General features: G+C 69.9%; 18 protein-coding genes. 7 read left to right on the top strand and 11 right to left on the bottom strand.

Translation table 11 applies throughout. The features are described from left to right. Positions 1–11: 11 nt before the first annotated feature. Positions 12–2147, bottom strand: coding sequence for an alkaline phosphatase D family protein (locus ACYVAK_RS12105; RefSeq protein WP_461061302.1), 2136 nt, complete (start codon positions 2145–2147; stop codon positions 12–14). Between the two features lie 137 nt (positions 2148–2284). Here ACYVAK_RS12105 and ACYVAK_RS12100 point away from each other — a divergent pair, with 137 nt between their 5' ends. After that, positions 2285–4669 carry a TonB-dependent receptor gene (locus ACYVAK_RS12100; protein ID WP_461061300.1) on the top strand — a complete coding sequence of 795 codons (2385 nt, stop codon included), beginning with the start codon at positions 2285–2287 and terminating at the stop codon, positions 4667–4669. A 71-nt stretch (positions 4670–4740) separates the two neighbouring features. Here ACYVAK_RS12100 and ACYVAK_RS12095 read toward each other — a convergent pair whose 3' ends face one another. Continuing rightward, positions 4741–5166 (bottom strand): organic hydroperoxide resistance protein, encoded by a 426-nt coding sequence (locus ACYVAK_RS12095; protein WP_461061298.1) that lies wholly within the window; start codon positions 5164–5166, stop codon positions 4741–4743. After that, positions 5163–5648 carry a MarR family winged helix-turn-helix transcriptional regulator gene (locus ACYVAK_RS12090; RefSeq protein WP_461061296.1) on the bottom strand — a complete coding sequence of 162 codons (486 nt, stop codon included), beginning with the start codon at positions 5646–5648 and terminating at the stop codon, positions 5163–5165. The genes ACYVAK_RS12095 and ACYVAK_RS12090 overlap by 4 nt, the downstream gene beginning before the upstream one ends. A 45-nt stretch (positions 5649–5693) precedes the next feature. On the opposite strand from ACYVAK_RS12090, the gene ACYVAK_RS12085 reads away from it, so the two are divergent. Both ACYVAK_RS12085 and ACYVAK_RS12080 read left to right on the top strand, forming a co-directional pair. Then, entirely contained in the window at positions 5694–6569 is an 876-nt protein-coding gene (locus ACYVAK_RS12085; protein ID WP_461061294.1) for an alpha/beta fold hydrolase, read from the top strand. Positions 6570–6625: 56 nt separating this feature from the next. Continuing rightward, the gene (locus ACYVAK_RS12080; RefSeq protein WP_461061292.1) at positions 6626–6997 is read left to right on the top strand and encodes a 6-pyruvoyl trahydropterin synthase family protein; all 372 of its coding nucleotides are present in this window, start codon (positions 6626–6628) and stop codon (positions 6995–6997) included. Here the strand turns inward: ACYVAK_RS12080 and bioD are convergent. Both bioD and ACYVAK_RS12070 read right to left on the bottom strand, forming a co-directional pair. Then, positions 6985–7674 (bottom strand): dethiobiotin synthase, encoded by a 690-nt coding sequence (gene bioD / locus ACYVAK_RS12075; protein ID WP_461061290.1) that lies wholly within the window; start codon positions 7672–7674, stop codon positions 6985–6987. The genes ACYVAK_RS12080 and bioD overlap by 13 nt on opposite strands. Beyond that, complete coding sequence (locus ACYVAK_RS12070) at positions 7671–8420, bottom strand: TMEM175 family protein (protein ID WP_461061288.1); 750 nt, start codon at positions 8418–8420, stop codon at positions 7671–7673. Before ACYVAK_RS12070 ends, bioD begins: the two co-directional genes overlap by 4 nt. A 53-nt stretch (positions 8421–8473) precedes the next feature. Between ACYVAK_RS12070 and ACYVAK_RS12065 the strand changes: the two genes are divergently transcribed. From ACYVAK_RS12065 to ACYVAK_RS12055, 3 genes are all read left to right on the top strand, one after another. Then, positions 8474–8959 (top strand): GAF domain-containing protein, encoded by a 486-nt coding sequence (locus ACYVAK_RS12065; RefSeq protein ID WP_461061286.1) that lies wholly within the window; start codon positions 8474–8476, stop codon positions 8957–8959. Between the two features lie 5 nt (positions 8960–8964). Beyond that, on the top strand, positions 8965–9357 hold the full coding sequence (locus tag ACYVAK_RS12060) for a TfoX/Sxy family protein (protein ID WP_461061284.1): 393 nt from the start codon (positions 8965–8967) through the stop codon (positions 9355–9357). A gap of 69 nt (positions 9358–9426) precedes the next feature. Continuing rightward, a complete protein-coding gene (locus ACYVAK_RS12055) occupies positions 9427–10059 on the top strand; it encodes a hypothetical protein (protein WP_461061282.1) in 633 nt (210 codons plus the stop codon). Position 10060: 1 nt separating this feature from the next. Here the strand turns inward: ACYVAK_RS12055 and ACYVAK_RS12050 are convergent, their stop codons facing one another. Continuing rightward, complete coding sequence (locus ACYVAK_RS12050) at positions 10061–10639, bottom strand: LOG family protein (RefSeq protein WP_461061280.1); 579 nt, start codon at positions 10637–10639, stop codon at positions 10061–10063. Between the two features lie 205 nt (positions 10640–10844). Between ACYVAK_RS12050 and ACYVAK_RS12045 the strand changes: the two genes are divergently transcribed. Continuing rightward, on the top strand, positions 10845–11243 hold the full coding sequence (locus tag ACYVAK_RS12045; RefSeq protein ID WP_461061278.1) for an HU family DNA-binding protein: 399 nt from the start codon (positions 10845–10847) through the stop codon (positions 11241–11243). Between the two features lie 111 nt (positions 11244–11354). On the opposite strand, the gene ACYVAK_RS12040 is transcribed toward ACYVAK_RS12045, so the two are convergent. The 5 genes from ACYVAK_RS12040 to ACYVAK_RS12020 are packed head-to-tail and all read right to left on the bottom strand — an operon-like array spanning position 11355 to position 19166. Then, complete coding sequence (locus ACYVAK_RS12040; RefSeq protein ID WP_461061276.1) at positions 11355–12851, bottom strand: tryptophan halogenase family protein; 1497 nt, start codon at positions 12849–12851, stop codon at positions 11355–11357. 22 nt (positions 12852–12873) lie between these two features. After that, positions 12874–13878: a cupin-like domain-containing protein gene (locus ACYVAK_RS12035; protein ID WP_461061274.1), complete on the bottom strand. Its 1005-nt coding sequence runs from the start codon at positions 13876–13878 to the stop codon at positions 12874–12876. Next, on the bottom strand, positions 13871–14575 hold the full coding sequence (locus tag ACYVAK_RS12030) for a SapC family protein (RefSeq protein ID WP_461061272.1): 705 nt from the start codon (positions 14573–14575) through the stop codon (positions 13871–13873). Before ACYVAK_RS12030 ends, ACYVAK_RS12035 begins: the two co-directional genes overlap by 8 nt. 9 nt (positions 14576–14584) lie before the next feature. After that, positions 14585–16111, bottom strand: a complete 1527-nt coding sequence (locus ACYVAK_RS12025; protein ID WP_461061270.1) for a tryptophan halogenase family protein — start codon at positions 16109–16111, stop codon at positions 14585–14587. 46 nt (positions 16112–16157) lie between these two features. Continuing rightward, a complete protein-coding gene (locus ACYVAK_RS12020; RefSeq protein WP_461061268.1) occupies positions 16158–19166 on the bottom strand; it encodes a TonB-dependent receptor in 3009 nt (1002 codons plus the stop codon). Positions 19167–19227: the final 61 nt, after the last annotated feature.

Below are 19227 nucleotides of genomic sequence, written 5' to 3'. Positions count from 1 at the left end.
CCTAGGCGCGCTCAGCCCGACATCGGCGCGAGGTACCAAGCGCTGCCGTCGCGCGTGACCTGGAAGCGCCGCTCCTGGATGGCCGCTCGCCACTGCGCAGGTTCTGCGTAGAGGCACTCGGCGACGCGCTCGCCATCGATCTCCAGGAAGCGGGCGACGATCGCGTCGGCGCCGATCTCCAGCAGCAACGCGCCGTTTCGCCGCGTCTGGACGTAGCGCAGGCCGGGGTAGCCATCGCGCAACAGCGGATCGAGGGCCGCCGCGAGGCGTTGTCCGGCCGCGCGCGTCGCCGCGTCGCCCGAGGCATTGCGCTCCAGGATCGCACCGAGGCTCTTCGACGACACCGCTGGCGTCGTGAACTCGACGACGCGTTCGCGGTGCTGGCTGGCGAAGCTGGCGTGGATGTCGCCACTGAGCAGCACCGCGCCCTGGCGATCGAAGCGTTCGAGCCACGCCTCGCGCTCGACCGGGAAGGCATCCCAGTGGTCGACGTTGAGCAACACCTCGTGCGCCCATGCGGGCGGCGCATCGACTTCCGGACGCCGAAGATCGAGGCGCAGGGGGGTGAAGGACACCGAGCTCCCCACCAGCTGCCATCGGACCCCGGCGTGGCGCTCGCCTGCGCCCGCCAGCCACTCGGCCTGGGCGGCGCCCAGGGCACTGTCCAAGGTCCCGCCGATGCCGGCCGCGCGCAGCCGGGCAAGCAGTCCATAGCCCGCCGAAAGGACGAAGTAGCGGCTACCGACGGCGTCGAACAATCGGGACTTGCCCACGGCCGCCCAGCTCAGGCCGCGCGGCAGGTCCGGAGCGTCGGGAATGGCGCCGGCATCGAGGAAGAACGGTGCCGAGGCGTCGTGGCGGGCGAGGATGGCGTTCGCGACCGGCAGCGCGACCGGAGCGGCGAGAATGCGGTCGACGCGCTCGCGGACGTCGGGCGTCGCGAGGCCTTCGGCGGCGTAGGCCGCCTTCAGGGCCCGGGCGAGGGGACGACGCCAGCGTCGGTAGGCCGGCTCGGCAAGATCGACGTAAGGCTGGAGCAAGGCACGATGCTGCTCGAACGACTCGCCGATGCGCGGCAGACCATCGCGCAACGTCGGCTCGTCGAACACGATCGTGCCGGGGAACGCGTCCTCGGGCACGAGATGGTCAGGGCGCGCACTCCGGTAGTCGGTCATGCAGAGCGACGCGCGACGACCGAAGCGGAACTCGCGCCAGATGCGCGTGTACGGATGCAAGGCCCCCGGGCCCACGGGCCGCCCGTCGAACCCGCCGCCGGCATCGACCGGCATGTACTCGAACCACGCCTGTTCCGCGGCGCGGCGACGGGCCGCGTCGCGCTCATCACGCCGCCCGTCGTGGAAGGTCGCGACGTCCTGCCAAGCGTCGTCCGCGAACTCGTGGTCGTCCCAGATGGCGATCAGCGGCGCCTTCGCGAGCAGGGCCTGCAAGGTGGGATCGGTGCGGTACTCGCGGTGCAGCTGGCGGTAGTTGTCGAGGCTCCTCGCCGCTTGGAACCCGCCATCGCCCAGCGCGAGAGCCCCCGCCGCATCGTCGAATACCACGCGGCGTCCGTCGGCGCTCTGGAACGACGGGTCGCCGGTCGTCTCGTAGATGAAGTCACCGAGGTGCACGATGGCATCGAGCGGCTGGTCCAACAACGGCAGCAGCGCGTTGTACCAGCGGCCGCTGTAATCCTGGCAGCTGAGCACGGCGAGGCGAAGATCGCGGTCCTCGTCCCCGCCGGGGGTGGTGATGGTGTGGCCGACCGGCGAAGCGAGCGTGCCGGCGGGGCCGTCCACGACGAACCGGTAGTGCCAGGCGCACCCCGGTTCGAGGTCGTCCACGCGGACCTTGAGGCAGCCGTCCGTCTCGGCACCCACGACGAACCCGCGCTCGACGCGAAGCCGCTCGAAGCCGGCGTCTTCGGCAACCTGAAGCACCACGTCCTGGCCCCAGGCGGGCGGGGCGATCCGCGTCCACAAGACGACGCTGCGCATCGACGGGTCACCCGAAGCGATCGCCTGCGGGAACAGGGCGGCACCCACCGTCGGCTCTGCGTTGAAACGCCGCGCATGGAGGGGCAGGACGGCGGCAGCGGCGGCCACCGACAGCAGGCGAAGCATGGCGCGACGCGAGAGGACGGTCATCGGATCGACTCGGAGGGGAGCCGCCCATCACAGCGCCACGATCTTTCAGTGCGATGAAAGCGCACGCGCTTTCACCGGAATGCAATGCCCGGTCACCACGCTGGCGCGATCCCACCGCCCCATGGAGCTTGCCCCCGATGCGTCGCCCCACGCTGCTCGCCACCTCGATCCACGCTGCCATCGCCCTAGCCGCGGCTCCGTCGTTCGCCCAGGACGCGCCCACCGCCGGGGCCGCCAGCGTCGACGCCACGATGATCGACGCGATCGTGGTGACGGCGCAGAAGCGCGAGCAGCAGGTGCAGGAGGTGCCGATCGCGATCAGCGCCTACTCCGGCGAGTTCCTCGAGGGCTTCGGCATCACCGGGATGGACGACATCGGCAATGTCGTGCCCGGCCTCGAGGTGCAGGAGCAGAGCCCGAACAATCCCGGCTTCGTGATCCGCGGCATCACCTCGGACAGCGGCGCGGCGTTCTCGCCGCCGCGCGTCTCGGTCTTCCAGGACGGCATCGCCATCTCCCGCGCCCGCGGCGCCGTGGTGCAGCCCTTCGACCTCGAGCGCGTCGAAGTGCTGCGCGGCCCGCAGGGCACCCTGTTCGGCCGTGGCGCGCAGGTCGGCGCGGTGCACCTGGTGCAGAAAAAGGCCTTCCAAGGCTACGAGAGCGGCTTCACCGTCGGCTTGGGCAGCGACGCATGGCGCCGTGCCAGCGGCTACGCCAACGCACCGCTGTCGGAATCGCTGGCCATGCGCCTCGCCGTCTACCACGAGAAGAACGAGGGCTTCGTTGAGAACCTCTCCGGCGGACGCTTGAACGGCAAGGACACCAGCGCGCTGCGCCTGTCCTTCGGCCTCGACCTCGGCGACACGAACCGCGTCGATGTGATCGTCAACCACCAGGTCGACACCCCGCCAGGCACCGCCTTCCGCACCAACGTGCTGCCGACGCGCGGCGGCAGCCGTGATGTCTTTGACTACACGGCGGACCTCAACCGAGGTGAGCAACTCGGCTTGGACCGCCATGTCACCGGCTTCACCGTGCTCGGCCAGTTCGCCATCAACGAGGCGTGGAGCCTGTCGACGATCAGCGGCTGGCGGGAATTCGCGTCGCTGGAGGAGTTCGACGCCGACGGCTCGCAGCTCAACGCGCTCGAGTTTGCCGAGGACGCCGAAGGCGAGCAGTGGAGCCACGAGTTCCGCTTCAACTACGACAACGGCGGCAGCTTCCGCGGCTTCGGCGGCATCAGCTGGTTCAAGGAAGAGGGCTTCCAGCGCGTGCCGTTCAGCACCGACGAGCGGCAGCTCGGCGCCCTGCTGTCACCGGCCCTGAGCGCCGCCGTGGCGGGCGCGACGGGCGGCCTGGTCCGGCTGCCGGTGGTGAGCCCGCTCAACCCGAACCTCACGCCGTTCCTCGGCTACACCAGCTTCCCGGCGCTGGGCATCCCGGGCATCCCGCTCGGCACGCCGCTGCCGCTGCGCGCGAGCCATCGCGAGGAGTACACGAACTTTGGCGAGGTCGACGCCATGGACGTGTTCGCCGACGGCACGTGGTCGGTGACCGACCGCTTCGACCTGACGCTCGGCCTTCGCGGCACCCGCGAGGACGTCCGCTCGGGCTACGAGGCCCTGACCTTCGGCGGCCTCTCGCCGCTCGGCCAGGTGCTGCCTTCGGCGCCGGCCAACGTCGCCATCCCGAACCTCCTGTTCCGCCCGGTGGCGCGTCGCTACGCCGAGGACACCTACTCGTCGGCCGTGGGTCGCGTCGTGGCCGCCTACCGCTTCAGCGACACGCTCAACGGCTATGCCAGCGTCTCGCGCGGCCGTCGCCCGGACGTCATCGAGTTCCCGACCGGCGGCAATGGCACGCCGAACGTCATCCCCGCGGAAGTGGTGTTGAGCGTCGAGATCGGCCTCAAGGGCACGGCCTTCGACGAGGCGCTGACCTACGACGTCGCGGTGTTCAGCTACGACTACAGCGATTTCCAGGCCAGCGTGCTGAATCCGAACGGCATCGGCACGATCACCGCGAACGGCGGCAACGCCAGCGCCACCGGTGGCGAACTGTCGCTGATCCTGCGTGCCAGCGAGACGCTGCAGGGCTTCTTCACCTACGGCTACGTGGACGCCAGCTTCGACGAACGGGACGACGCCGGCCGCCGCCAGACGCTGGCCGGCAACCGTTTCCGTCTCACGCCGGAGCACTCGGCTTCGGCCGGCCTGGACTGGCGCTTCGGCGTGGGCGACGGCCTCGAAGCCTACGTGCGCCCGAGCTGGAACTGGCGCTCGCAGGTCTTCTTCGAGGACCAGAACCAGCGCGGCATCGAGCAGGCCGGCTACGGCCTCGTCGACGTCCGCGTCGGCGTGGCGTTCGGCGACGGCCGCTGGGACCTCGGCGCTTTCGTGAAGAACGCCGGCGACCGCGAGTACCTGATCGACGCCGGCAACACCGGCCTCAACTTCGGCCTACCGACCTTCATCGTCGGCGCGCCGCGGACGTGGGGCATGGAGCTGACCGGTCGTTTCTGAGTCGCGGGCACGACGCCCGGAGCGCCGTGACGCCGGAGGCCGCCCTGGGGACAGGGCGGCTTTTCGTTGGCTCAGACGATCGTCAGGGTGACGTCGACATTGCCGCGGGTGGCGTTCGAGTACGGGCACACGACGTGGGCGCGATCCACCAGCGTGCGGGCGGTGTCCGCATCGAGGCCCGGCAGCGAGATGACCAGCTCGACGCGGATGCCGAAGCCGTTCGGGATCGGGCCGATGCCGACCTTGCCGGTGATGCTCGCGTCGGCCGGCATCTTGATGGCGTCGCGATTCGCGACGAACTTCATCGCGCCGATGAAGCAGGCCGAGTAGCCGGCGGCGAACAGCTGCTCGGGGTTGGTGCCGGGGCCGCCGGCGCCACCGAGTTCCTTCGGCGTGCTGAGCGCGAGTTCGAAGCGGCCGTCGCTGGCCGCGGTCTTGCCATCGCGGCCGCCGGTGGACGTGGCTTCGGCGGTGTACAGGGCGTGTTGCAGGGTCATGGCGGGGTGTCCGTCGTGGGGGTGGAGGTCAACCGGGTGCGCAACGCGGTGAGGCGCGCCACCAGGCCGTGGAGTTCGTCGAGGCCGCAGTCGAGCGTGCACAGCATGGCCTCGGGGACGGCGACGGCGCGGCGCTTCAAGGCGCGGCCCTCGCGGGTCAGGTGGAGGAAGACGCTGCGCTCGTCCGCCTGGCCGCGACGGCGCTCGATCAAGCCCTGCGCCTCGAGCCGCTTGAGCAAGGGGGTCAGCGTCCCGGAGTCCAGGAACAGGCGTTCGCCGAGGGCGCCCACCGACAGGCCGTCGCCCTCCCACAGCGCGAGCATGGCGAGGTACTGAGGGTAAGTGAGGCCAAGCGCCGCCAGCAGCGGTCGATAGGCCTTGGTCATGGCCAACGAGCTGGAGTACAGGGCGAAGCACAGCTGATGGTCGAGCGCGAGCAACGCGTCGGCGGTCGGCGGGGCGGCAGGCTGGCGGCGGGGCATCGCGGCATGATAGATTGTACGCAATCCAATTGCACGCCATCTTTTGTGGACCTCGAACGCTGGCGGCACGCCGACCCGGAACACGGCCTCACCCTGCGCGGCTGGCGCACCCCGCCCCGCGGCCTGCCGCTGCTGCACGTGCTGCACGGCAACGGCCTGTGCGCGCGCACCTACGCGCCGATGCTCGCGCCCCTGGCCGAGCGCTTCGACCTGTGGCTCTGTGATGCCCAAGGCCACGGCGACAGCGACGCCGGCGAGCGCTTCCTCGGCTGGAACGCCAACGCCGCCATGGTGGCCCGCGCCTTCCGAGCCCATCACCCGAACCCGGGCGTGCCCGTGTTCGCCGTGGGCCACAGTTTCGGCGGGGTGCTCACCGCGCTGATGGCCGCGGCCGACCCGTCGCTGTTCCAACGCCTCGTGCTGCTCGATCCGGTCATCTACACGCCGATGGTCGCCGCGAGCGTCGCCCTGCTCGAACGCACCGGGCTGCAGGGCCTCCTGCCGCTCGTGCGCGCCACCCGTCGTCGACGCACGCGTTGGCCGTCGCGCGACGACGCCTTCGCCCGTTTCCGCGGCCGCGGCGTGTTCGCCGATTGGCAGGACGACGCCCTGCGCGCCTACGTCGAGCACGGCCTGCGCGAGGACGGCGAGGGCGTCACCCTCAAGTGCCCGACGCGCATCGAGGCCACGATCTTCAGCTCCGGTCCGGCCGGCCTGTGGCGGCAGCTGGACCGGCTCACCACCCCGACCCTGCTCATCCACGGGGACCGGACGCTGCCCTTCGTCGCTCCGTCCGCACGCCGACTGGCGGCCCGTCACCCCCATGTGCGGGTCGAGCCGGTCGCCGGCTCGCACTGCTTCATGCTGGCGGAGCCCGAGGCCACCGCCCGCCGCGTGGCGGCCTTCTTCCACGAGGCCTGAGCCGGGCCTCGGCGGCGCCCGTGGCAGAATGCGCGCCTGCCCCGCCCGCCACGCCCATGCCGACCGAACTCAGCCAAGCCTTCTACTTCGAAGCCGCGCACACGCTGCGTCGCTACGTCGAGGGCGAGATCGAATCGAGCAAGCGCATCCACGGCCACACGTACCACGCCGAGATCACGCTGCGCGGTGACCCCGACAGCGCCACCGGCATGGTGATGGACCTCGGCGTCGTGCGCCGCGAGCTGGCCGCCCTGCGCGAGCGCCTCGACCACCGCTTCCTCGATGAGGTCGAAGGCATTGGCCCGGCCACGCTCGAGAACCTCTGCGCCTTCATCGCCCGCGAGCTTCACCCCGCGATGCCGCTCTTGGTCCGTGTCTCGGTGTTCCGCCCGGCGTCGGGCGACCGCGCGACACTTCAGCTCGGCTGAGGAAAGCCCTCGGGCAAGGCCAGGTGCGCCGTGAGCGCGGCCGGGTCCGCACCCGGCGAATGCGGCAGGCGTCCGAAGCACGGCACCGGCAGCGCGGCCTTCAGGGCTTCGAAGTAGTCGTCGGGGAAGAGCATCGTCGGCTCGACGTCCGAAGCAATCCAGCCCAGCACGCGGAAGCCCCGCGCGTGCACCGCCTCGACGGTCATCCGCGCGTGGTTGATGCAACCCAGCTTGAGGCCGACCACGACCAGCACCGGCAAGCCCAGCGTGCGCGGCAGGTCGCACTGGTCGATGGCGGCGCTCACCGGCGCGAGGAAGCCGCCGACGCCTTCCACCAGCACCACGTCGGCCTGGGCCTTCAACTGGGCGAACGCCGCCTCGATCGGCGGCAGGGTCACTTCGACGCCATCGAGGCGCGCGGCGATTTCCGGGGCCGTCGGCTCGCGCAGGGCCCAAGGGTTCACCAGCGCGTAATCGGGGCGGGGATCGCTGGCCGCCTGCAGCGCGAGGGCATCCTCGTTGCGCAGGCCCTCGGGCGTTTCGTCACTGCCGCTGGCGACCGGCTTCATGCCCACGGCGCGCAGGCCGCGCTGGCGCAAGGCGTGCAGGAGGACGGCGCTGGTGAAGGTCTTGCCGGCGCCCGTGTCGGTGCCGGTGACGAAAAAGGCGGTGGTCATGGCGTGGAGGATGCCAAGGCCGATGCAAGGCGGCGTCGATGCCGTCGCCGGAGGAAGGCCTGCATGAGGTGCATGAGGAAGAAGATCATCCCGGGCGCGCCGTAGCGCAGCGACTCCGGCCAGAGGCTCAGGGCCAGCGAGACGATCGAGAACACCGGCAGCATCGCCCAAAGCCGCATGACCAGCTGCAAGGCCAGCACTTCGGTCGCCTCCAGGCCGAGCGCCTCGCGCCTTCGCCATGCATGGCGGTTCAAGGCCCACAGCACCGCCCCCATCGAGCCAAAGGCGATGGCGAAGGTCTGGAACATTCGCTGGACGTCGACCAACGCCGCGAAGGTGACTCCCGACGGCAGCACGCCGCCGCTGATCCAGTCGAAGAAGACCGCGAACACGATCTTCAGCGGAAACACGAAAACCAGGGCGAGAAAGATCAGCAGCAGGCTCAGCTGCCTGCTGCGGGGATCATCGAGCCCGAAGCGCTCGCTCCAGTCGACATGGCCGCGCCAGAAGGTGGCGATCAGCCAGAAGCAGGCGGCAAAGGCGGGGACGCCTTTCAGCGCCACCGCCAGCTCTTCCGGCGAACGCGGCACGCTCCCCACGGCGACCACCATGAGGCTCAATGCGAACGCGAACGCGGCGTCGACGAAAGCCTCGAGGCGCGTGGTGCGGTCGCCGCGGCGGCGGAAGCCCAGCTCGTCCCGCGACCCATCGCCGTCCAACTTGCCTTCCGCTGCCGCAGTCCCCATCGTTGCCCTCCCCGGCCGCATGACGCGGCCCGCCGAACCGGATTCTAGAGCGCATGTCCTTCACCACCGTCGCCCTCGAGGGCACCAAGGCCGAGCAGTACGCCCAGCTCGTCGACCAGGCCCGCGGCCTGATGCACGGCGAGCGCGACCGCACCGCCAACGCGGCGAACCTGTCGGCGCTCGTCTACCACGCCCTGCCCGACCTCAACTGGGTGGGCTTCTACTTCTTCGATGGCAAGGAGCTGGTGGTCGGGCCGTTCCAGGGCCTACCCGCCTGCGTGCGCATCGCCATCGGCAAGGGGGTCTGCGGTACGGCCGCCGCCACGCGCCAGACGCAGCTCGTGCCGGATGTCGAAGCCTTCCCCGGCCACATCGCCTGCGACTCGGCCTCACGCTCGGAAGTGGTGGTCCCGCTGTTCAAGGGCGAGACGCTGATCGGTGTGTTCGACATCGACAGCCCGGTGCTCGACCGCTTCGACGCCGATGACCAGCGCGGGCTGGAAGCCCTGGCGGCGGCCTTCCTCGACGCACTGGCCTGAGCACCGTGGCGGCGACGCCCAAGCTGCGCAACATCGGCCCGAAGTCGGCGGCGCAATTGCGCCAGGTCGGCGTGCGGACGCTCGACGACCTCCGCGCGCTGGGCAGCCTCGACGCTTTCGTCAAACTCAAACGCGCGGGCTTCAAGCCGTCGCTCAACCTCCTCTATTCGCTGGAGGGTGCCCTGCTGGACTGCCACTGGCAGCAGGTGCCCGACGAACGCCGCAGCGAACTGATCCTCGCCGCCGACGCGGCGAGCGCGGCGCTGCCAAAGCCCCAGCCGCGCTGGTTCAGCGGCGGCAACGTCCCGGCGGGCGCGGTGTCCGACGGGGCCTCGGACGACGAGGTCCGCGACGAGCCCCACGGCGCGGGCGACGACGAGGCCAACGCCCCGGCGTGACTTTCCACACGTGGCCGCTCGCGCGCCGGCCGCTAGCGTTTCGGGCGAATCCCCCCGGAGCGCGACGCCATGTCCGAAGCCGACCGTCCGATGGCGACGTCCACACGCCCGTGGTCCCTGCTCCATGGGGTCGTCACCCTCCAAGGCCTCGTGCTTCTCGCCTTGCTCATCCACCTCGTGTTGGACCGCGAAGTCGTCGTTCGCCAGGTCACGATCGTCGATGCCGACGGCACCGTGCGTGCGCGGCTCGGCGCCGATCTACCGGACGCGATCATCGACGGCCGTACCTTGGACCGCGGGGCCAAGATCGCCGGGCTGCTGCTCTACGACGGCACCGGCGTCGAACGCGGCGGCTATGTCACCTTCGAGCCCTCGGGCAATGTCGCCCTGACGCTCGATGGCCGGCAACACCAGTCCACGCTTCTCGTCGCAGGACCCGAGGGGGCATCGGCCCTGCGCCTGTTCAGCCCCGGCGACTCGCAGGCGATCGAACTGAGGAACGACGGCGATGGCCCGCGGCTTACGATCGTGCAAGGCGGCGGGACCACGCATCAGCTGCCCACGGTCGATGTCGGCGAAGAGGCCTGTGCCGCTTACCGGGAGCACGCCGAAAACCGCGATGCCCGGGCCGCACGCATGGCCTGCGAGGGCCGGTTTGCCGCCGAGGCCTGCCGCCGCTGCCTCGTCCCCTCGCCGGAATAGGTCAGCGCACCACGGCGTAATCGCGCGCGTTCTCGCTCCAGCGCGGCGTCTCGCGGATGCGCGGCAGCACCTGGTCGACGCGCTCCACCATCGACCACATGGCGGCGTGTTCGGGGTTCATGAAGCGCTCGTCGATGACCTTCGCCATGAAGCGCTGCAGGCCGTCGTAGAAGCCGTTGAGGCTGAGCAGCACGATCGGGCTGAAGTACAGGCCGAGGCGCTTCAAAGTGATCGCCTCGAACAGCTCTTCGAGCGTTCCGCAGCCGCCCGGCAGGGCGACGACGGCGTCGCTGCCGGTCAGCAGCCGGTGCTTGCGTTCCCGCATGTCCTCGACGAGCTCCAGCGTCGTGACGCCGGGATGCCCCCATTCGAGGTCGACCATGAACTTCGGGATGATGCCGATCACCTCGCCGCCTTCGGCGATGGCGCCGTCGGCCAGCGCGCCCATCAGGCCCTGCCCGCCGCCGCCATAGACGGTGGTGCAGCCGGCACGGGCCAGGGAAGCACCGAGCTCGCGGGCCGCGCCGAGGTAGGCGGGATCGACTTTTCCGCTCGAGGCGGCGTACACACAGATGCGCATCCCGCTATGGCATCAGGCCGATCCGCGGCCGTCAACGGTGGCGGACCGGCGGCGGCGGCGGCCGAGGCGAAAAAAAGTGCCGATTTTTTCGCGCGGGGGCTCACTTTTCCCGCGTTTCAGGCGAGGATTGGAGGGTCCGTGCCGACCTGCAGGTCGCCGGGCCGGTCCCATTGCCGATCCACGGAACCTCACGAGAACCCATCACATGGCAACGAAGAAAGCAGTCAAGAAAGCCCCGGCCAAGAAGGCCGCCCCGAAGAAGGCCGCCAAGGCCGCCCCGGCAGCGCCGAAGGCCATCAAGGAGACGCTGAACAAGACCGGGCTCGTCGCGCACATCGCCGATGCCGCCGGCGTGGCCGCCAAGGACGTCCGTGGCGTCCTCGCCGCGCTCGAAGGCGCCATCGTTGGTTCGCTCAACAAGAAGGGCGCCGGCCAGTTCGTGCTGCCGGGCCTGCTGAAGATCACCTCGGTCAGCGTGCCGGCCAAGCCGAAGCGCAAGGGCATCAACCCGTTCACGAAGGAAGAGCAGTGGTTCGCCGCGAAGCCGGCCTCGACCAAGGTCAAGGTGCGTCCGCTGCGCAAGCTGAAGGCCGCCGCGGAGTAATCCCGCGCGCGCCGCGGCTCGGCGCCGATCGCGGCGCAGTCGCATGAAGACCGGACGGCCGGTCCCTCGCGGGATCGGCCGTTTTCTTTCCCACATCATGGACGGCGCCGCTCAGTCCTTGGCAGGGCAATGGCGCATCAGGTACTCGCCATGCGGAGCGAGCTGGCGCAGCTGGCGGTCGATGCCGGCGCGGATCGACTCGAGGAAGCCGTTCAACTCGGCGTCCGGCATCAAGCGTGTCACCGGATGCCAGCCGCGTGGCTCGGCGCCCTGCCCCAGCATCACCTGCACCCACGAGTTCTCGGCGAACAGCTCGTTCGGCACGCGGAACACCTTGGCCGTCTCGCGGAACAGGTCGATGCGGTGCTGCAAGGTGGCGGGGATGGCCATCGTCGCCGCGTCGCGCCAGAACGGCGTGTCGCGGCGGTTCGTCACGTGGTAGTGCAGGATGATGAAGTCGCGGATGTGCACGATTTCCGCGGCCGACTGCTGGTTGTACTCGTCGATGTCCGCCTGGCGGATCACGTCGGGGAAGCACTGCAGCAGGCGGATGATGCCGCGCTGGATCAGGTGGATGTTGGTGGACTCCAGCGGCTCGAGGAAGCCGCCCGCGAGGCCGATGGCCACGCAGTTCTTCTCCCACGAACGCAGCCGCTGCCCCGGCGTGAAGCGCAGCAGGCGCGGATCGAACAGCGGTTCGCCCTCGAGGCTGCCGAGCAGCGTGGCCTTCGCCGTGTCGTTGTCGAGGTAGCGGCTGGAGAACACGATGCCGTTGCCGCCGCGCTGCTGCAGCGGGATGCGCCACTGCCAGCCGGCGTCACCGGCGATGGCGCGGGTGTACGGACGCGGCGCTCGGGACTGCGTGGTCTGCACGGCGTAGGCGCTGTCGCAGAACAACCAGTGCGACCAGTCTTCGAAACCCACGCCCAGCGTCTCGCCGATCAGCAGGCCGCGGAAGCCGGTGCAATCGATGAAGAGATCGCCCTCGACGCGGCCGCCGCCTTCGATCTCCAGCGCCTCGATGTGGCCGTCCTCCGCGCGCGTCACGACCCGCGCGATCTTGCCTTCGACGCGCTTGACGCCGAAGCCTTCGCTGAAGCGGCGCAGGTAGCGCGCGTAGCGGCCGGCGTCGAGGTGGAAGGCATAGTTGATGCCGCCGTTCGGCAGGTGGGCGAAGCGCTCCTCCTGCGCGGCGCGCAGCTCGAAGCAGTAGTCGCCGTAGTCGCGGGCGAGGCCGCGCTTCTTCCCTTCCAGCCAGAAATGCTGGAAGCCGGCCGTCCAGTGGTCGCGGCCGGTGGTGCCGAAGGAGTGGATGTAGTGCTGGCCGACGTCGCGCCAGTTCTCGAAGGCGATGCCGAGCTTGATGGTGGCCTGCGTGGCGGCCATGAACGCCTGCTCGTTGATCTCGAGCAGGCGATGGAAGGTCACCATCGTCGGGATCGTCGCTTCGCCCACGCCGATGGTGCCGATCTCCTCGGATTCCACGAGGGTGATGTCGAGCACCTTGCCCAAGGTCTTCGACAGCGCGGCGGCGGCCATCCAGCCGGCCGTACCGCCGCCCGCGATCACCACCCGGCGCACCGGCCGGCCCTGCCCTGCTCCACTCATCGTCCACCGCCCCGTTCGGAAGTCATTTCTTCAGCCGCTGCCTCAGCCGCTCGCGCAGGTCGCCGGCCCGCGCCCCGTCGAACGGCGCCAGCAGGCGCCGCGCATGCTCGGGAATGTGCCCCGTCGTGTGCTCATCGGCCTCGAACACGTAGTGCCGGAACAGCGCCTGCCAGGCCGCGCGCTGGTGCGCGGGCAGCTCGCGGAAGGCCAGCAGGGCGAGCATCAGCGCGTTCATCGGCGGCTCCATCCACTCCGGCACGCCGCGCCACCAGTAGTTCACCAGCACGTTGAAGGGCTCGAGCCCCTCCACGTGGTGCCACCACAAGCTGGGAATGAACAGCGCATCGCCGGGCTCGAGTTCGACGACGAGCGCATGGCGCATCGCCTCGGCGAATCGCGGGAAGCGCTCGAGGTCCGGCGCGGCGAAATCGACGAGGCTGATCGCTTGGCCGGCCGGCGTCACGTCCAGCGGCCCGATGTAGAGGTTGCCCACCTGCTCCGGCGGAAACAGCGTGAAGCGGCGTCGGCCCGCGGCGACGCAGGCGAGGTTGTCGGGCACGTCGTGGTGCGCGGCAATGCGGCTGCGGTTGCCGAGCCAGACGCTGGCCAGGGCCTCCGTCGGCACGCCGGGCGGCGGCGGATGCCCGGCCTCGAAGCCCGGCAGGTAGGTCGAGAGCGTCGCGGAACCGACGTAGACCGTCGGTGGCGCCGGATCGTCGTGCAGGCGACGCAGGGTGTCGAGCACGGCGGAGAGCGGCGCGCGCTCGGGGCGGAAGTTGAAGCCCGTCAGGGTGTCGTCGTAGAAGACCCGGCCTTTCGCCTCCGGCGGGACGATCTGCGCGACCAAGGGCAAGCCCGCGTCGAAGGCGGCCAGGTGGTCCATGGCCGCTTGCGCCGAGCGGCGTGCGGCGTCCACGAGAGGCCAGTCGGCGACCAGGCCGCGGAACACGCGCGGCGCCGTGAGGCCGGCCAGCAGCGCCGGCAGCGCCGCCCGCTCGACGCGGGCCTCGGCCACGGGCTCAGGCATGCCGGAGCGTGCGCTGGCGGCGGGCGATCAAGCCGCGGAACTGCGACAGCGAGGCGATCGCCATGTGGATCGGCAGCAGGTGGCCCTCGCGATGCAGGGCAACGAGCGCCTCGGGCGCGAGCTGGGCCAGCCGCTCCTCGTGAATCGTGTAGAAGCCGGCGAGGCGATGCGCGCCGCCGTCGCCTTCGGCCACGTCGAGGACGAAGGACTCCAGCAGGTCATGGCGCAGCAGCGCCTCGACGAAGGCCGGGACCGAGGCGAGGCCTTCATGCAGCGTGCCCAGCAATTCGCTGATGCGCTCGAGGTAGGGCGTGGTGCCGCCGTGCGCGGTGAACAGGGCCTCGCCGGCGCTGGTCGACACCCGCGGATGGTCGAGGTCGATGTGCACCGACAGTGCGTCGCCGTCGCGCCCGATCAGGAAGGGCTGGCGCTCGATAGACAGCGGCACGTGGTGCGCGTCCCAGTAGCTGCCCTGCAGGAACAGGTTCTCGCCCTCGCGCAGGCCGAGCAGCGCCACCGGCACGAACTCGCCGAGCGCGGTCTTGCTGAACACGATCGGGTAGTGCGCCTGCAGGCTGCGGAACTCGGCCGGGAAGGTCACCGCGGTCATGGTGGCATCGCCGTAGGCGACCCCGTGCGCGGTGATCACCCGCACGTCGCAGTGCAGGTTGGCGTCGAGAGGCACGTGGCGGGTCATGGGTTTCCTTCAGACGCGCGGAAAGCCGCGGGTGGCGATGTGGTCGAGCAGGGCGCGGTGCGGCGGGAGCGCAGCCAGCATCCGCCGCCGGCGCTGGTCGACGTCGGCGAACGCCGCTTGGGCCCGCGCCGGATCATCGCGACGCCGCGGCGCACGGGGTTCGGGACGGACGCCCATGCCGTAGAGCACGTACTGGTAGCTTGCCGCCGGGAACATCTCCTGGGCGCGCGGCAGGTCGTGGCGCGACGGCGGCTGCCGGCGCCACAGCGGCAGGCCCTCGCGCAGCGCATCGGTCCACGTGGTCGGGTCGCGATGGCGTCGCCAGTAGTCGCTGTCGTCGCGGCGCGAGACGGCGTAGTGCAGTTTGAGGAAGTCGATCACGCGCTCCCAGCGGTAGCGGAAGGCATCGTTGAAGCGGCGTGCCAACACGGGCAACTCCTCGCGCCGGGTCGGGAACTGCTCCGCCAGCGACCAGGCCGCCAGCTCGACCAGCACCAGCGACGAGGCCTCCAGCGGCTCGACGAAGCCCGCCGCCAAGCCAACGCCGACGCAGTTGTGCACCCAGCACTCGCGGCGATAGCCGGGTTCGAGGGTGATCAGGCGCGGCGACTTGCAGAGGCTGTGCTCGGCAGCGCCGGTGCGGCGCGCGTGGTCCACGAGGCGGGCGGCCGCCTCGTCGTCGCTGCCATCGCGGCTGCTGTAGACGTGGCCCAGCCCGCGGCGGGTCGGCAGGCCGATGTCCCAGATCCAGCCGTTGGGCTGCGCCGTGGCGGTCGTCTGGCAAGCGACCGGCGCCTCCGGCTTGGCGTAATCCACCTGCAAGGCCAGCGCACGGTCGTTGAACAGGACGTCGGTGCGATCGACCTTGGGCACGCCGAAATGGCCGCCCAGCAGCAGCGAGCGCAGGCCGCTGCAGTCGACGAAGAGGTCGGCCTCCAGCGCACCGTTGGCACGCGTCTCCAAGGCCGCGATGCCGCCGTCCTTGGCCGGGACGACCGCCACCATGTGGTCTTCGACGTGGCGCACGCCAAGGCGCTCCACCGCGTGGCGCCGCAGCATCGTGCCCAGCTTGGTCGCATCGAGGTGGTAGCCGTAGTTCGCCACCGCCGCGTACTCCGGCGTCGCGAACTGCTTTGGCCCGAGGCCGGTCTCGCACAGGGCCGGCTGCGGGCTCACGAGGTCGGCAAAGTCGATCGCCGCGTCGCGCGATGCCCAAGCCGCGCCGGGATTGAGCTCCGGATAGCCCTCCGGCAGGGCGAAAGGGTGGTAATAGCGGTCCTTCGGGCCGCCATCGGCCCAACCGACGAACTTCGATCCCTGCTTGAAGGCGGCATCGCAATCGCGCACCAGGTCGGTCTCGGCGATGCCGATGGCCCGAAGGGTGTCGCGCATGCTGGGCCACGTGCCCTCGCCGACGCCGATGGCGCCGACCTCGGGCGACTCGAGGACGGTGACCTCGATGCCGCCCGGGCCACCAAGCTCGGAAGCGAGGACGCCAGCCGTCAGCCAGCCGGCGGTCCCTCCGCCCAGGATCACGACCCTCCGCATACCCCTCCCCATGCGTCCGGCGGGCCGACCCCACTCAGAACTTGTAGCGCACCCCGAGCATATAGCGCGGACCGCCCTGGGTCGCGAAGAGCACCTGGCGCTCGTTGCGGCCGTGGACGCGCTGGGTCTCGTCGGTCAGGTTGATGCCCTCGAACGAGAACACCAGGTTCTCGGTGTAGGCGTAGCTGATGTTCATGTCGACCTGCCCATAAGCCTCGACATAGCCCGGGTTCGGGCCCGCGCCGTCGAAACGGCCGGCGAGGAACTTGTCGCGCCAGTTGTAGGCGAGGCGGAGCTGCCACGGCCCCTGCTCGTAGAAACCGACGAGGTTCGCGGAGTCGCTCAGGCCCTCGAGGGCGAACTGCTCGCCGAGCATGCCGTTGTCGTAGGTCAGGCCGGAATCGACGATCGTGTAGTTCGCCGAGACGCCGTAGCCGCTCTCGCCGAACATGTGCTGCAGGTTGAACTCCCAGCCGTCGAGCGAGGCCGAACGCTGGTTGGCCGGCGCGGTGATGCGGAACTGCGCGATCGGGTCGCCGGGCTGGCCGACGATGGTGCCCGTGCGGTTGCCGCTGGAGTCGACGCCCGTGCGGGTGACGCCCGGCTGGCCGTTGAAGTTGTCGAAGATGTAGTTGCGGATGCACACCACGTCAGCCACGAGGCAGCCGTTGGCGATGGCGGCGTTCCAGCGTGCGCCGCCCACCGGCGTGCGCAGCTCGAACGGCGTGTCGATGATCTGCGTGACGCCGATGTAGTTGTCGATGTTCTTGCGGAAGTAGCCGGCGGCGACATAGCTGCCTTCGCCGTAGTACCACTCGATCGACAGGTCGAAGTTGTGCGAGAGCAGCGGCTCGAGGTCGGGGTTGCCCTGCGCGCCGGTGCCGCCGTCGACCCGCACGAGGTCGTTGAGCGTCTGCCCGCCTTGGATGTCGCCCCAGCCCGGCCGGCCGATGGATTCGCCATAGCTGCCGCGCAGGACGATCTCGTCGGTGATCTCGAGCGAAAGGTCGAGGTTCGGCAGCAGGTAGTCGTACGATCCCTCGAGCGTGGTGAAGCCCTGCGCACCGCGAAGGATGCTGAACTCGTTGGCCGACCCCCAGGAGATGCCGGTCGCCACCGGCACGAGTGCCGATGAGGTCACGTCGGTCTCCTCGTATCGGACGCCGACGGCGACGTTGAGCGGCATCGAGAAGTCGAAGGTGTTGCTCCACTGCACGTAGGCGCTGCGCGACTCCTCGAGGACGCGGCGGTCGGTCGTGAAGTTGCTGGAGGCGAGGTACTGGTTCGGGTCGTTGCCGGCGCGCGCCCAGGCTTCGGCGGCCGCTTGACGCACGGCCGCGAAATCCCAGACGAAGAACGCGTCGGTGAATCCCGGCGCGTCGTGGCCCGGGAAGGCGTCGAAGTAGCGGCCGATGTTGTCGCGCTGCCAGAGGCTGTCGGGGTAATCGCCGGCGCTGGTCGCACCACCCCAGGTGTCGAGCTGCACGTTCGAGAAGGCCGACCGGTTGCGGACCTCGGTGGCCGACACGCCGAAGTCGAGCTTCGAGTAGTTCTCGAACTCGAACTGGCCCGTCACCTGGGTCTGCTCGACCTCGGACTTCATGAAGCTGTTGCGGAAACTCGAGCCGGTGACGAGCATCCCCGCCGGGTCGATCTGCGACATCCCGGCCGGCAGGCGCACGTTGAGGATCGGGAAGTCACCCGAGTAATCGACCGAAGTCGTGCCGCGGAAGAAGCCGGCGGTGCCGAGCACGCCCGACGAACCGAAGGGGCTGTCAGCACCCGACGTCGCCTGCGAGTCGTGGTGGTCGAGGGCGAGGGTGAGCGAATCGTTGACCGTCCACTCGAGGTTGAGGCCAAGCGAGGTGTTTTCGTTGCGGGTGGCGTTCTGCGCGCCGCCCATGGCCAGGTCGCTGTTCGCGGCGGGGATGAACTCGGAATAGAAGACCGGGGCGGCGACCGGCCCGTTGGTCCAGGCGCTGCTCGATGGCCCGAAGTTGAACCACACCGAGAGCTCGTTGCGCTGCGTCTGGATCTTGTTTTCGGAGTAGGTGTAGTCGAGCGTCGCGACGAGGTCGTCGGTCGGCGCGAACTGCAGGGTCAACTGTCCGTTGGTGCGCTCCCGGGTGATGCCGTTGACGCTGTAGTTCAGGTTCTGCGGCACCGAGTAGAGGTCGGTGGGCCCCGGACGGTTCGTGATGTCGCTGGAGCCCGGCTGCCCCGGCTGCGGGATCGTGCCCCAGTTGTTCTCGTCGCCGCGGAAGGTGCGCCAGCCGCCGGGCGTCGAGGCCTGGCTGTAGCCGGAATCGCGCTTCTGCCAGCTGCCCGTGAACGCGACGCCGATGCGCCCGTCGGCGAAGGTGTTGCTGAAGATGCCGGAAACCTCCGGGGTGAAGGCATCCCCCTCCAAGGCCGCCGGCAGGTTGTCCGCCGAGGTGTCGTTCACGCCCTTCAGGCCGAGGTTCGCTCGGAATCCGGGGGCATCGAGCGGGCGCGTGGTCTTGATGTTGATCGTGGCACCGATGCCGCCCGTCGACGACGCAGCACGGCTCGTCTTGTACACCTCGACCGCCGAGATGGCCTCCGAAGCGAGGTTGCCGAAGTCGAAGGCCCGCGAATTGGAGGCACCGGTATCGGCGATGCTCGAGGCCGGCATCTGCCGGCCGTTGAGCAGAACGAGGTTGAAATCGGGGCCAACGCCTCGCACGGTGACGCGGGAGCCTTCGCCGTTGGCGCGGTCGATCGATACGCCGCTGATACGCTGCAGCGATTCGGCAAGGTTGGTGTCGGGGAACTTGCCGATGTCCTCGGCGATGATGCCGTCGACGACACCCTGCGCATCGCGCTTGACGTTCATCGAGGACGCGAGACTGCTGCGGATGCCGGTGACGACGACCGCGTCGAGCGTGGCGACGTCATCGTCCTCGTCCGTCGACGCTTCGGCATCGGCCTGCTGCGCGAGCGCGATGCCGGGCGAGGCCAACGCGAGCATCAGGGCAACGGCCAAGCGATGGCGCTGCGGAACGGATGGCTTTGCTTTCATTGCGAGTCCCTCCCCAGGACAGATCACGTCGCGTTGGTGCGGCGGGACGACCCGGGGGACC

It is taken from the genome of Silanimonas algicola, from assembly GCF_054777375.1.
Note: the sequence above shows the minus strand (reverse complement) of the source record. Positions and strands in the feature narration are given on the sequence as shown.